Source organism: Streptomyces sp. NPDC048352 (assembly GCF_040651895.1).
GTDB lineage: Bacteria > Actinomycetota > Actinomycetes > Streptomycetales > Streptomycetaceae > Streptomyces.
In genome coordinates, this window is the sequence record NZ_JBEZKZ010000001.1 from 120150 (window position 1) to 133223 (window position 13074).

General features: G+C 68.2%; 13 protein-coding genes and 4 pseudogenes. 9 read left to right on the forward strand and 8 right to left on the reverse strand.

Annotation, left to right across the window (positions count from 1 at the left end):
• Nucleotides 1–80 precede the first annotated feature (80 nt).
• Both AB0D45_RS00560 and AB0D45_RS00565 read left to right on the forward strand, forming a co-directional pair.
• Nucleotides 81–659, forward strand: coding sequence for a suppressor of fused domain protein (locus AB0D45_RS00560; protein WP_362454557.1), 579 nt, complete (start codon nt 81–83; stop codon nt 657–659).
• A gap of 183 nt (nt 660–842) precedes the next feature.
• Nucleotides 843–932 (forward strand): annotated as a pseudogene (locus AB0D45_RS00565) (IS630 family transposase); the annotation flags it as partial.
• A 21-nt stretch (nt 933–953) separates the two neighbouring features.
• Here the strand turns inward: AB0D45_RS00565 and AB0D45_RS00570 are convergent.
• On the reverse strand, nt 954–1814 hold the full coding sequence (locus tag AB0D45_RS00570; protein WP_362454559.1) for an alpha/beta hydrolase: 861 nt from the start codon (nt 1812–1814) through the stop codon (nt 954–956).
• Between the two features lie 255 nt (nt 1815–2069).
• Here AB0D45_RS00570 and AB0D45_RS00575 point away from each other — a divergent pair, with 255 nt between their 5' ends.
• Entirely contained in the window at nt 2070–3446 is a 1377-nt protein-coding gene (locus AB0D45_RS00575; protein WP_362454561.1) for a M1 family metallopeptidase, read from the forward strand.
• A 154-nt stretch (nt 3447–3600) separates the two neighbouring features.
• Nucleotides 3601–4098: a hypothetical protein gene (locus AB0D45_RS00580; protein ID WP_362454563.1), complete on the forward strand. Its 498-nt coding sequence runs from the start codon at nt 3601–3603 to the stop codon at nt 4096–4098.
• Nucleotides 4099–4106: 8 nt separating this feature from the next.
• On the opposite strand, the gene AB0D45_RS00585 is transcribed toward AB0D45_RS00580, so the two are convergent.
• Both AB0D45_RS00585 and AB0D45_RS00590 read right to left on the reverse strand, forming a co-directional pair.
• On the reverse strand, nt 4107–5699 hold the full coding sequence (locus tag AB0D45_RS00585) for an ISL3 family transposase (RefSeq protein WP_362454565.1): 1593 nt from the start codon (nt 5697–5699) through the stop codon (nt 4107–4109).
• A gap of 81 nt (nt 5700–5780) precedes the next feature.
• A complete protein-coding gene (locus AB0D45_RS00590) occupies nt 5781–5990 on the reverse strand; it encodes a hypothetical protein (protein WP_362454567.1) in 210 nt (69 codons plus the stop codon).
• Between the two features lie 337 nt (nt 5991–6327).
• Between AB0D45_RS00590 and AB0D45_RS00595 the strand changes: the two are divergent.
• Nucleotides 6328–6807, forward strand: a pseudogene (locus tag AB0D45_RS00595) (IS5/IS1182 family transposase); the annotation flags it as partial.
• Nucleotides 6808–6861: 54 nt separating this feature from the next.
• On the opposite strand, the gene AB0D45_RS00600 reads toward AB0D45_RS00595, so the two are convergent.
• Both AB0D45_RS00600 and AB0D45_RS00605 read right to left on the reverse strand, forming a co-directional pair.
• Nucleotides 6862–7407, reverse strand: a complete 546-nt coding sequence (locus AB0D45_RS00600; RefSeq protein WP_362454569.1) for an MOSC domain-containing protein — start codon at nt 7405–7407, stop codon at nt 6862–6864.
• Between the two features lie 105 nt (nt 7408–7512).
• A pseudogene (locus tag AB0D45_RS00605) lies at nt 7513–8069 on the reverse strand (transposase); the annotation flags it as partial.
• 129 nt (nt 8070–8198) lie between these two features.
• Here AB0D45_RS00605 and AB0D45_RS00610 point away from each other — a divergent pair.
• The 3 genes and pseudogenes from AB0D45_RS00610 (at nt 8199) to AB0D45_RS00620 (ending at nt 9794) form a co-directional block, all read left to right on the forward strand.
• Nucleotides 8199–8579 (forward strand): DUF6221 family protein, encoded by a 381-nt coding sequence (locus AB0D45_RS00610; protein ID WP_362454571.1) that lies wholly within the window; start codon nt 8199–8201, stop codon nt 8577–8579.
• 261 nt (nt 8580–8840) lie between these two features.
• Nucleotides 8841–9123: pseudogene (locus AB0D45_RS00615) on the forward strand (transposase); the annotation flags it as partial.
• 200 nt (nt 9124–9323) lie between these two features.
• Nucleotides 9324–9794 (forward strand): SMI1/KNR4 family protein, encoded by a 471-nt coding sequence (locus tag AB0D45_RS00620; protein WP_362454572.1) that lies wholly within the window; start codon nt 9324–9326, stop codon nt 9792–9794.
• Between the two features lie 352 nt (nt 9795–10146).
• Here the strand turns inward: AB0D45_RS00620 and AB0D45_RS00625 are convergent, their stop codons facing one another.
• Both AB0D45_RS00625 and AB0D45_RS00630 read right to left on the reverse strand, forming a co-directional pair.
• On the reverse strand, nt 10147–10593 hold the full coding sequence (locus AB0D45_RS00625) for a transposase (RefSeq protein ID WP_362454574.1): 447 nt from the start codon (nt 10591–10593) through the stop codon (nt 10147–10149).
• 43 nt (nt 10594–10636) lie between these two features.
• Nucleotides 10637–11260 carry a hypothetical protein gene (locus AB0D45_RS00630; RefSeq protein WP_362454576.1) on the reverse strand — a complete coding sequence of 208 codons (624 nt, stop codon included), beginning with the start codon at nt 11258–11260 and terminating at the stop codon, nt 10637–10639.
• Between the two features lie 128 nt (nt 11261–11388).
• On the opposite strand from AB0D45_RS00630, the gene AB0D45_RS00635 reads away from it, so the two are divergent.
• Nucleotides 11389–11856 (forward strand): 2OG-Fe(II) oxygenase, encoded by a 468-nt coding sequence (locus AB0D45_RS00635; protein WP_362454578.1) that lies wholly within the window; start codon nt 11389–11391, stop codon nt 11854–11856.
• A 551-nt stretch (nt 11857–12407) separates the two neighbouring features.
• On the opposite strand, the gene AB0D45_RS00640 is transcribed toward AB0D45_RS00635, so the two are convergent.
• Complete coding sequence (locus AB0D45_RS00640; RefSeq protein ID WP_362454580.1) at nt 12408–12824, reverse strand: hypothetical protein; 417 nt, start codon at nt 12822–12824, stop codon at nt 12408–12410.
• Nucleotides 12825–13074: the final 250 nt, after the last annotated feature.

Here is a 13074-nt window from a genome sequence, read left to right on the forward strand (position 1 = left end):
GTATACACGGCTGATGCCCACGAGTCATCACGCTGGGTAAGCGATCGGACCGGTTGTTCGTGGTCTGGCATGATCGCGCGGTGAGTGATGCGAGGCTGCTGGCCGCGGAGGCCGTTGAGTCACATGTTCGGGCCTTCTTCGAGGGGCATTTCGTGGAGGTCGTCGTCTGCGACCTCGGGTCGGGGCGGCGCGAGGTTGTGCCCGACCTGCGGGTTCTCGTTGTGGGCCCCGGTCCGCGCAGCGACAGTTGGGCCTATGTGACCGCAGGGTGCTGGGCCGCGATGGAGAAGGACGGCCATGGGCTTGAGTTCGTCATGACCGCCCACGTCCGCGACCAGCGGTTCATCGACCTCATGGCCATGATCGCCTACTACCACTGCGGAGGGCATCAGCTCGATCTGGAACACAGCATGCCGATCGGGGAACCATGGGTGCCGGGCTCGACCTGCGACCACCTGCTGATCAGCCTGCCCTACCTCCACGGCCCGGACCTTGAGCACTGTCCGCTGCCCGGGGGACACGCCCGCATCCTGTGGACTCTGCCTGTGACGGCCGCCGAAATCGAGTTCCGCAGGCGCGAGGGCCATGAGGCGTTGGAGCAACTCTTCGACGACGCGGAGATCATTCCCACTGATCCTTTCCGGGCGTCGGTGGTGTGAGGCGTTGGCCGAACCGTTCCCGTCGGTCAAGGCGTGTGATCACCGGGGGCGGCGTACCGGCGCCAGGTTCCGCCGGCTTCGGTGACCAGGCGGGTGGTGGTCTTGTCGTAATAGCCGAGTGCCTTCGCGACGCCGGGGGCCGAGGCTTGGAGGACAGCCTGACGGATCGTGGAGGTCCTGCCGCACGCCTGCCTTCGCCGGCGCGACAGGAACGCCCGCCACCCCGACGTCCTTGCCGCCCAACGACGCGAACGCGCCCGCATCCGCAGCTAAAAGGGCATCCTCGGATGCCCATCAGTCGGGGAAGAAGTCACCCAAGGCGGCGGAGAGCGGGCCAGGGGCTTCCTCGGCAACATGGTGGCCGGCGTCGATGCCGTGACCCCGGACGTCGTCAGCCCAGTTGCGCCAGATGGTACGCGGGTCGCCGTACAGGTCCTCCAGGTCGTCCCGTAGCGACCACAGGACCAGGACGGGGCAGTCGATCCGGGCGCCCCGGGCTCGGTCCGCTTCCTCGTGTCGGCGGTCCACGGTGAGTCCGGCGCGGTAGTCCTCCAGCATGGCGCGGACGACCTCCGGATTCCTGGTGGCGGCCCGCCACTCGTCGTAATTCTCCTGCCCCATGGCTTCGGGGGTACCGCGGTACCAGGCGTCGGGATCGGCGTTGATGACGCGCTCGGGAGTCTGTGGCTGGGCGAAGAAGAACCAGTGCCACCACGCGGTGGCGAACCTCGCATCCGCGCGGGCCAGGTGCTCGCTCAGAGGCAGGCCGTCCACAAACGCCACCCTGGTCACCACCGAGGGGTGGTCCAGCACCAGGCGGAGCGCCACGGCGACCCCGCGGTCGTGCCCGACGAGCCCGAAGCGCCGGTGCCCCAGCGTCCGCATGACCTCCACCATGTCCCGGGCTACGGCACGCTTGGAGTGCGGGACATGATCAGGAGCGGGCGCGGGGCCACGAGAGCGGCCGTAACCGCGCAGGTCTGGGCAGACGACGGTGAAGCCGCGCCGTACCAGGAGGGGAGCGACCCTGTGCCACGTCGCCGACGTGCGCGGGTGGCCGTGCAACAACAGGAGAGGCGGCCCCTCGCCCCCGTACCGAACGAAGACGGACGCATCCCCCGTGCACACCGTCTTGGTCATGAACCCCTCGAACACGCGACGCCCCTCCCGGCTCCGGCCCAGTCCGTCCGCACTACCCCGCCATTCCGCCTGCCCCTTAAGAGCCACCGCACTCGTCCGTACCGCCGAGAAGCCGAGGCCCCCGTGTTGGGCGGCGCACCCGGGGCTTTGATCACCCCTCCGTCGGCGTACCGATGCGGTCGAGCGTTCTGTGCTGCCGGGGCGGGGCTGGGGTGGTGCGGGCGGCGGAATGTGTGCGTCCGGGGGGAGGGGGGTTCTAGCGTGCTTGGCATGAACTCGTTCAGGTGGATGCCGTTGCTCGCGCTCGTGGGCGTTCTGCTGTTCGTGCCGCAGGCCGCCGTGGCCCAGGGCGACCCGGCCCCCGTGGGGGCGGCGACACCGGACCGCCCCTCGTACGACGTGTCGCTGCGCGCCGATGGCGACGGGTCGCGCTGGACCGGCCGGCAGACGGTGTCGTTCCGCAACGCCGCCCGCACGCCGCTGCGTTCGGTCGACGTACGGCTGTGGGGCAACGGCGCCGACGGCTGCGGTGCCCCCGGCCGGCCGGCCGCGGTGCGCGTGGGCAGGGTCACCGGAGGGACCCCGCGGCCGCTCGCTGTCGGGTGCACCGCGCTACCGATCGACCTGCCCGCTCCGCTGCCGTCCGGGGCGCGTACGAGCGTCTCCTTCGACGTCGAGATCACCGTCCCGGACCGCGTCCACCGCTTCGGCAGGGACGGCGCGCACCGCTACCTCGGCAACGCGCTGCCGCTGCTGTCCGTACGCGACGCCCAGGGCCGCCACCTCGACCCGGACGTCGGCTTCGGCGAGAGCTTCCACACCCTGGCCGGTGACTTCCGGGTCACCCTCGACCACCCCAGCGCGCTCGTCGTCCCCGCGACGGGCACCACCACCCGGCGCCCGGGCGCACCCGGCCGTACGGTCAGCGTCAGCGTGGCGCGCGGGGTCCGGGATTTCGCATGGGCTGCGGGCCCCTTCCGGTCGCAGACGGTGACGACGCCCGGCGGCATCCGGCTGAACGCGTACTGGACCGCCACCACCTCCCCCGAGGGGGTCTCCGCCGCTCTGAGGGACGCCGCCGGCGCGGTGGACGAGTTCGGCAGGCGGTTCGGCCGCTACCCGTACGGCGAGCTCGACCTCGTCATGAGCGACACGCTCGACGACTTCGGCAGCATGGAGTTCCCCGGCCTCGTCCTGCTGTGGACCGAACCGGACGGGTCGGCCGTCGTCCACGAGGTCGCCCACCAGTGGTTCTACGGGATCGTCGGCAACGACCAGTTCGCGTCGCCCTGGTTGGACGAGTCCTTCGCCCAGTACGCCAACCAGCTGTACCACCGGGAGGACACCACAACCTGCTGGGAGGACCAGGGCGCCTGGCCCAGCGACACGGCCGCCCTCACGCGCTCCCTGGCCTACTACGCGGACGGCCACCGCTCGGAGTACGTCCGGGTCGTCTACATGCGCGGGGCCTGCGCCCTGCACGACCTCGAACGCGTCCTGGGCGGCCCGGCGATGGCGGCCCTGCTGAACGGCTACGTGCGAGACCACTGGCTGGGCGTCACCACCACCGCGGACTTCAAGCGGGCGGCGCAGGCGGCCGCGGCCGGGGACCTCGGCCCGTTCTGGACGGAGCACAGGATCCTCTGATCGCGACGCCTACGCGGCCCGCGGGTTCCGGAATGGCTGCGCAGGTGAGAGCGGGTTCTGGTCCAACTTCTGTGGAGCTCTCACGCTCTGTAACCTGCCGGGACTGGATGCCCCTTCGTGACTCGTTGACAGACCTGTTTGAGATCATGCCCACATGGACTTCGACCTCGCCCCACCGACCGGCGTTGGCCCGTTGCGGATCGGTATGACTCGGCACGCGGCCAACACGGCGCTGGACGCGCTCCGCGATCTCTCCGCGGTCTCGGAGTCTGATCGGCCGGGGCAGCACGTCTTCCGTCCCAGCGGACTGATGATCAGCATCCACTGCATGCGAGACATGCTTGAAGCCATCGAGTTGGGAAGGCCGTCGTCCCAGACGGACCGAGTGTTGTTTCAGGGTGTGGACGTGTTCGCGCTTCCGGCCCGCGAGGTTGTCCAGCGCATGGGCCAGTTCACCTCGATTGAGGAAGATCCTGACGACGATGCTTCATTCATTGCCCCGGACTTGCTGCTGAGCTTCTGGCGTCCGTTCGCGGCCGACGATGAGCCCGAGGAAGAGCAGGGCTACCACTTCAGCTCGGTCCTGCTGGCACGGCCTGGCTACTACGACACCCCTGCTCAGGCTGCGGAGCGACTCCAGCAGAGCTCGTGACGGGCCCGTCAGGACGCCAGCAGGACTCGTTTCCGCAAGAGGCCGAAGCCAGCCCGGCCGTACATCTGGCGCTTGATCATTTTGATCCGGTTGCCGTGGCCTTCGACGACGCCGGAGCTCCACGGCAGTGTGAGGCCGGCGGTGACGGCTACGAGATCGCGTTCGAGGCCGTTGACGAAGGTGTGGAGGCTGGGCAGGTCGTCGGCGCGGACCGCCTTGATCCATTGCGGGAGCTGGTCGCCCTGGAGCTGGGTGAGCATTTTCCCGAACGCGCGGACGTGCCCGTTGAGGGCATCCAGTTCGGGGCAGCCGGCCAGGACGGCTTTGAGCTTCAGGCGCTCGCTCTCCGGCAGGGTATCGGGGTGGGTCAGGATCCAGCTGGTGACCGTGCGTGGGGACGGCGGGCGGGCTGCTGGTGCGGTCGGGCCTGTGCGGAACGGCTGGAGGTAGGCGCGGACGGCTCCGTAGCCGCCGGTGTAGCCGTGAGCCTTGATCTCTTCCCAGAGGGTCCAGGCGTTCGTGCAGCCTTTGGCCCATCGCTCGTGCAGGTAGGGCTTGAAGTCGTCGAGCTTGGTCGGGCGGTTCTGCCACTGCCCCTGGAACAGGTCTTCCGGCCTGGCGGCGTCGGCCAGCCGTTGGACGGTTCGGTAGGTCATGCCGAGCTGGCGCTGGATCGAGCGTCGGCTGCGGCCGGCAGTCAGCAGCGCGTGGACGGTGGCGTGCTTGGCCCGGGTGCGATCGGCGAAACGGTGCCCGGTCGGCCATGGCGACCCGCTCTCGGCCGGGGCCGGCGCCTTCTCCGGCACCGACTCTACGAAGGTCGCACGTAGGCACGGGCGGTGGCGGGAGACACATCGCTCGGCCGCTTCGCCAAGGTTGCGCCACAGGTGGAACCGGTCGGCGACCTGGACCGCAGTGGGCGCCCCGATCCTGGCCCCCTCGGCGAAGAACGGAGCACGGTCACGGCAGACGACCTCAATCCCCGGGCGTTCGGCCAGCCAGGCCGCGACAGTGCCCGCCTCACGATCCGGCAGCAGGTCAATCGGCCTGCGAGTCTCGACGTCGACCAGCACAGTCCCGTGGACACGGCCCTTTCGCATCGCGTACTCGTCGACGCCGACCACCCGCGGGACCTGTGGCTTGGGTTCCGGGAGGGCATCGACCAGCCGCAGGACCGTATTCCGGCTGATCCTCGCCCCGAAGACGTCGGCCAGCCTGGCACCGGCACGGCTGGCCAATGCGAGGCCGACCTCGGCCAGGACTGACCGCATGCGTTCGGTCCGCTGGCTGTATCGCCGGGTCAGGCCCGCGACCTGCTCGACGAACGTCCGGCGCCCGCAGGAGACGTCCTCGCACGTGAAGCGCCGGACACGAAGCCGCAGCACCACCCGCCGTCCCGCCACGGGGAGGTCAGCTGGAAACCGCAGGTAGGAGCCGTGCACCCGCCCCGACCAGCTCCCACAACCCGGGCACAGAGCCCCAGCCGTCCGGCATCTGACACCGACCCGAATCACCTCGCCATCGTCCTGCACTGACTCCACCCTGATCCCCGGATCCGCCAGGAAGAGCAGCTCTTCCAGCCGGAGTAGTACCTCGCGCACAGCCCAGAACCATCAGCCCGGACGTCGTCGGCATCAGCAGTTTCCAGACGATCTCGCGAGATCTACCAGCAAGATCAACGGTCACAGGGAGTAGGCACACCAAAGAAGTTGGACCAGAACCGGTACGGCGATGCCGGCGCCGCGCCGCCAGGTTTCCGCGACGGGCCGCCGGAGGTCGGGCTCGTCACCGGTGTGTTTGGCGAGCGTCCCGAAGATCATCCCCCGCAGGCGGCGGACCGCCTCGGGGTCGACCTCGTCGAGTGTGCGGTGCGGGCCGAAGGTCAGGCGCACGAGGCATCCGCCCAGCCGGCAGGGCGTCCGGCTGAGCGGCCAACGCGTCCCGGGGCTCTGGGAGACCGGCTCACGCGTGCCCGCGCCGCCGACGACGAGCGCGCGGACCACCCGGGGTGTTCCAGCGCAGCGTCGACCGCGGTGGCACCGCCCATCAGGACGCCGACCAGGACGGCCGGCCCGGCCTCGATCGCCCGGAGGAGACCGGCGAGGTCGCTCGGAGTCCCCAGCCATCGGCAATGATCACCCGGTGGTACGGGCTGAAGGCACCGATCCGTTCTCCCACATCCGATGGTCGAGGAACTCTCCGTGCAGGAGGACCAGGGCCGGGCCCGCGTACTACCGCACGAACCACACGATGCGCCAGCTCGTGCCGCTTTTCGGGATCTCCCCGGCCGCCGTCCGCCGGGGCATCCAACGGCTGCGTCCGCTGCCGGCGCTCGAGCCAGCCGCACGGCCGGTGGCCGACACCGCCGGGCTCCGGATCGTGGACGGCACCTTGACCCGGTGCGCGATCGCACCATCGCTGCCTCGTCACGGAACTACCGGTTCTCCGGGAACGTGCAGGTCATCATCGACGCCGCCACCGCGCGGTCGTCGCCTCGGCCCGGCCCGCGCCGGGCAACAGGGCCGACGCCCATGTCTGGCGCAGGAGGAAGACAACACCAAACACCGCCGAGTCCGGGCCCGTGGCGAGCACACCTTCGCCCGCATGAAGAACTGGAAGATCCTGCGCGGCTGCCGTCAGAGGGGCAACGGCCTCCACCATGCCGTCCGAGACGTCGCCACCATGCACAACCTCGCCCTGACAGGGTGAAAACAGCAGGTCAACCACTCATGCCTGCGCGAGACCAACCGTCTGCAACACCCTTTAGACGCGCTCCAGGGGGCGGTGAGGGGGCGGCGGCAGCTCGACCCGTACGGGATCCTGCGGGCGGACCGGTCCGCCGCGACGGACCACAGCCATGACGCCGGACTTGAAGGTGAACTCGCCCGAGTCCGGGTCCAGGGCGAAGACCTGACCGAGCAGTCCTGCACGGAAGTCGTTGATCTTCGCACAGGGATTGCGCAGCCCCGTCACCTCGACCACCGCCTGCTCCCCGAGGTGGAGCAGCGCCCCAGTGGGGAGGCCCAGCAAGTCCACCCCACGGGTGGTGATGTTCTCGCCGAGCTGGCCCGCGGAGATGTCGAACCCCTTGAGCGCCAGCTCGTCGAAGAGCTCCTCATGCATCAGATGGACCTGGCGCAGGTTGGGAAGATCCGGCTCGTACGTCATGCGGAACTGGTGGCGGATCGTCTCACCCGCATGGACGTCCCCCTCGACCCCGAGCCCGGCGAGCAATGTGACCGACTCCCGGTTGGGCTTGCTGAACGCATACGTCTCGTTGCGGCTCACCGCCGCGACCCGGCCGGCCATCACTCACCCCACGTGCTCTCGGTCCATGTACTCCAGGTCTGCAGCCGGGATGATCCTACGGCGTACCGCCGACCGGACCGCGCTTGTGCTCCTCTTTCCAGGCCGGAGTTCGCTCTTGCCGCGTTCGCGGCGGTGCGGGATGACGAGTCCGGTGCCCTGGTAGCCGGCGTCGGCGATCGTGAGCGTCTTGCCGACGGTGTCCTTGGCGCCGGACTCCTCCCACGCCTTGCAGTCGTTGCGGTTCCCGGCGAGCGGCCGGCCGACCACGACGACCAGGCGGGTATCGGTGTCGATGACGACCTGGTGGTTGGTGGAGTATCGGTAGTCTTTCGACCGCTCGGCGATGGCGTGGTCACGGGTGGGGGCCAACGTGCCATCCACGATGACCACCGCATCCTCGGCGAACCGTTTGCTGGACCGGAGCGCGAGCATCGGATCGAGGTGGTCGATGGCGCGGTCCGCTGCCGACTTCGAGATCCCGAACAGCGGGGCGAGTGGCGCATGGTCAGGTTCGTTCGCCAGTACGCGGTGACCTGCAAGGTCCGGTCTTCCAACGCAAGGCTCCATGGCCGACCCTTGCGGACTGAGTCCGCACCTGCGCGACGCAGCCCCCTCACCAGCTTCCCGAAGGCGCGCGGGCTCAGCCCGGAGAACGGTGGTATTCAGGACGGCTCCGACGCCGTGATCACACCGGCCACGTCAAGATCCTTCCATTGTCGGCCCGCCAGCCGGGTCAGCCCACAGCATGGAAAACAGGCGACCGGGCCTGGCGCATCGTCCAGGATGACCTCATGAGTCAAGACCTGGTGACGTTCCTCCACGCACGGCTGGATGAGGAGGCCGACCTGGCCCGACGCTGCGACGGTGACGGCTGCGGGCAGTGGACCGCTCACGGGCACACCGTCGACTTCTGCCAAGGAGAACTCTCCGGCTTCCATCCCACGATCGCCTTGCACGTCGCGCTGTACGACCCGGCTCGTGTCCTGCTGGAGGTCGAGGCCAAGCGACGCGTGGTCGCCCGCCATGCCCTCAGTCCTGGCACGGGCGACCCCGAACTACCGTGGGACAACCGCGATGACTGCCAGTACGACGGCGAGACCTGGCCATGCGATGACCTGCTCGACCTCGCGTCACCTTATGCCAATCACCCCGACTACCCCCGACGCCCCTGAGACGGAGATCGTTTACGGGGACAGCCCTTGGCGGATTCACCACACAGAACATGGTCAACCAGGCCCGGGCACACACCAGGCCATCGGCTGACCTGTCAACCAGCCTGAGTCCCAGATACTGCCCAGCGAGCCACCCAAGAGCCACCGGCTTGTATCGGTGAGTTCACTGGTGGGTTGCTTACAACGGCCAACACAATGAGGTGGATCGGCTCTGACAGCAGTGCCCTGGGTGGAAGTTGAGCGTCCACCCCGGCGTGGGGAGGCCGTCCCCACCGCAAGCCCGACTCTGTGTTTGCCGACCGTGGCTATGACCACGACGTCTACCGTGACCAGGTTCGCGATCGCGGCATCGTGCCGGCGATTGCCCGCCGTGGAACGCGGCATGGCACCTACCGGTGGGTGGTCGAGCGGAGTTTCGCGTGGTTGCACGGCTTCCGACGCCTGAGGTTCCGCTGGGAATGTCGGGCCGACATCCATGATGCCTTCCTTCCTCAGACTGAACTGCTGCCTCATCACCTTCCGACGAGTGAAATCCTTGTGTTAGCTGTTGTGCGCTGCTGGACGGAGCTCAAGCACCTCGGACCGCAGCCGACAACCGCACCGGTGGCCATGTTTGGCCTGACCCCTCTTGGCAGCCGCCGAGACCGGCGGCCCACAGGGACGAGGAAGGAACTCTGATATGCCTCAGCCTGCTGTCGCTCGCCTGCGTCAGCTACTCCCGCCCCTGTCTCCGGAGGGGACGCGGTGGACTGGGAAGGGCTCGCCGACACGGCGCAGTTGGAACTCCCGGCGGACTACCGCGAGTTCGTGGAGTCGTACGGCGGCGGAGAGATCGACGAGTACCTGTCCGTCAGTACGCCTCCCGTCCCGGGATCGCCGTATGGGGATCTCCTCGACAGAGTCGATCCCGCACTCTCGGACCGGGAGTGCCAGGAAATGGGCGCTCTCCTTGGAAGACAAGGCTTGCCGCTCCTGTTGCCCTTCGCGGACTCGGCGAGCAGCGATGTCGCCTTCTGGCTACGAAAGGGCGCACCCGACAGCTGGAGGGTGGTCACTTTTCGGAGGCAGGCGCCGTGGGGGGCGAACCGCTGGACGGTCTTCGATGGTGGCATGGCCGAGTTCTGCCTGGCCGTCCTGACCGGTGTGGTGGATCCGTTCAGCGAGCCGATCGCGGGATCAGGACCGCACGTGTTCGTGAGCTGGCGCGATTTGTAACCACCAGGCCGACTCGCGCAATCACCCGAACGTACTGCTGTCCTCAGGTGCCGGTAGGCGACTCACGTCATTATGTGAGCCGTTATTAGTCCATTGGACGGAGTGCAGCGGGGGGGGAGGAGCGAGCAGATGCCCTGCTCACCTTCTGCCTCAGCCAACAGAATCGCTTCGGCGCGGGCATGTCGGTCGATGCCGCCACCGGCCAGCTGGCCGAGGAGTGCCATCTCAAAGTGCTGCCCGTCCGTAGTGCGGACCTCAGCCTGCGGATCGCCGAACTCCTGGCCTAAGCACTGTCCCGTAAATGATCTCCGAGTCGTCTCAGGCATGGTCGGCTGCGGTGCGGCCTGCTGGTCTATCCGACAAGGGCGAGGTTGTGCATGCGGGCGATGCCGAGCATGGCCTGGTGGACGCCGTCGCCTTTGAGGCGGCAGTCGCGGAGGATCTTCCAGGTCTTCATGCGGGCGAAGACGTGCTCGACCCGGGCGCGGACGTGCTTGTGGGACATATTGTGGTCCTCTTTCCAGTCCGGGAGTTCGGTCTGGCCGCGCTGCCGACGGTGCGGGATGACCAATCCGGTGCCCGGGTAGCCGCCGTCGGCGATCGTGGTGGTCTTCCCGACGGCGGCTTTGGCGCCCGATTCCTTGCAATCGTTGCGGTTCCCGGCGAGCGGCCGGCCCTTGCGGACCGCGTCCGCACCCTGGCACCGCAGAACCGTTACCAGCTTCCCGCAGGCGCGAGGGCTCAGCCCGGAGAACGGGGCTATCCAGGAAGATTCCGACGCCGTGATCACACCAGCCATACCAAGATCGTTTCATGGCGGGGCTGGCGACTCGACCCACCTCTCAGCTACCGCTCAGCGGAGACGCCCACGTGGGGTCGTGTCGGGATCTCCTCGTGAGGTGGGCCAGGAGGTGCTCCGCCGCGATGGAGGCAGTGTCTTGCGGCGCGCCAACTGCAGTCAGGGCGGCGATGAGCCTTGCTGCTGCCGTTTCCGGCACGTCCGGGTCGGTGAGAAGGGGAAGCAGCAGCAGGAAGCGGGTGGCCGTGTCCTGGACGCCTTCGTCCGCAGGCGACGGGCTGTCAGCGATCCGGATCAGTTCCTGCCATGTCAGCCCAGTGCCCGAGAAATCTCCGTCCCAGCTGGCGATCTGCTCGGCGTGGCTTCTGCCTGGATGGGTGAGGAGGTAGTCGGTGCCGTAATCGCCATCCACGTTGCGGTGGATCACCACGGCTCCGGGGCCGTCTTCTGCCGGCACCCTGAACGCTGGCCAGCGCTCAGGATCGAAGAGGACCTCGGACAGGGCATCGACATCGGCGCCGTCCTCGCCGAACCACTCTGGAACCGGGCGCTCGGGACACCCCCCGTCGCTGCACATCGCCAGGAGGTAGTTCGACCAGAAGCCCGGGTGGACCAGCAGTGACTCGCCCGGCACCAACGGGCCGACGTCGTATCCCTTGATCAGCACCCCTCGATCCTGTCACTAGCCACTGACACGGTCCGATCCGGGATCGGCAAGGGGGCGCCGTCCAGTTACGGGACAGCTGTTAGGCGCAGGAGGTGCTCGGGCTGCAAACAGAGTTCTCTCATGCCCGAATGTCCTTGACCGTCTACGGCGAAGGCGGGTACTTCGGTCTGCATTGCGATGCCGTCTGGGTGCCCGATCCTACGAACTCCGGGGACGCGATCTACTACCTGCACCGGCGGCCGCGAGGTTTCGAGGGAGGACAGCTCCGCATTCACGACACCCTCGTGCGTGACGGCCGACCGCAACGCGCCAAGACGTTCCAGACGGTCGAGCCGGTCCACGACAGCATCGTGTTTGTCCCCCTCCACCGCCTTCCACGAAGTGACGGCACTGGCGTGCCCGTCCAGGCAGTTCGCCGACTGGCGGTTCAGCGTGAACATCTGCGCCTTCCATGCATCGTGGACGGGTGGGCAACGCTCCTCCAGTCAGATCCTGCAATGGATGGCCCAGCGCGGCGGTCACCTGCGATTCATGCCGACTCGCCGGTCACACCTCGCAGCCCGTACGACTTCCCCAGCCGGAACTCGCGCAACTGACACCTGGGTAAGAACACAAGCGACAGGCCGGACGCCTTGGGTACCGGGCGAGTCTCGCATCGTCCCATCGTCGCCGACGTGGCGCCGCATGCCCTGAGCATCACCCTCGCCAAGAGACCGGCGGGAAAGAGTACCGAGACTTGCGCGCTCAGCAGCAGGTCGGCGGCGCGGGATCTGCGAGCGGTGGTACCGCTCGGCCGCACTCGTCGGCACGTACTGGAAGGAGCGGCAGGGGCGGTCCCCAGCGGGTGGCGATGCCGGTACCCGGGTGCAGGGGTGTCAGGAGTTTGTTGAAGCCGGTGTAGGTGAATCCTGTGGGGTCGACTTCGGTGCAGTAGACGTAGTGCTGGCTGTCGCTGGTGCAGGCATGTTCGCAGGTCGGTATGCAGGTCTAGCCCCAGCCGACCAGGCTGAGGGTGTCGGAACGCCGGTCCAGGTGGTGGGCCCGTATCCCTGCGGCGGTGGGGGGCGAGACGGCCGGGCTGCTCCTGGCATAGGCGGACGAGGAGGTCGAGGAGGCCGCCGCTGCGGCCCGGCGGGAGACTGTCGGCTCAGACCACTCGCGTACAGCCGTTCCGGGTACAGAACTCCTCGGCCAGACGCGCGTTGCTCCCGTCGTACATCGTGATGTAGACCCGCTGGACGCCGCCCGGGACCGCGATCCGCAGTGATCCGCTGAGGGGCTGGTCCGCCCCGCCCGCCTGCGCGTACGGGCTGCAGATGAGACCCGACCTCGCGTCACCGTTCGCCCCGTAGGCGCAGACCCGGCGGTAGCCGCTCGCCGCATGGACGGCGCCGGATACGGTGGCGGTGTACCCGTCGGTGAAGTGGATCGTCCCGGCAGTGCTGCTGTTGCCGTAGGCCATGCCGAAGGGCATGTCCACGTCGTTCACGGCCGCTTGCGCCGGCGCGGCGAAACCGATGGCCGTCATCACGGCCACGCTCATCACCATCAGAGCCTTGCGCATGTCTCTTCCTCTCCGTCGGACGAACCTGGAGCGAACAGAAGCTGCAACAACACTACTCGCGACCGACCTTGAACACGTCACAAAGTGGCCGCGGGCCCCGCCCCCTATCGGGCGGCCCCGTCAGGCGCCTCCTGCTCCAGGTGGAGAGGTGTGATCAGCTGAGCTTCCGCAGCGGTGGGGACGGCGTGCCTCCGCCGCACGGCCCGCCGCCTACGCCGTCACCGCAGCGGCGATCCGAGACGCGATGACA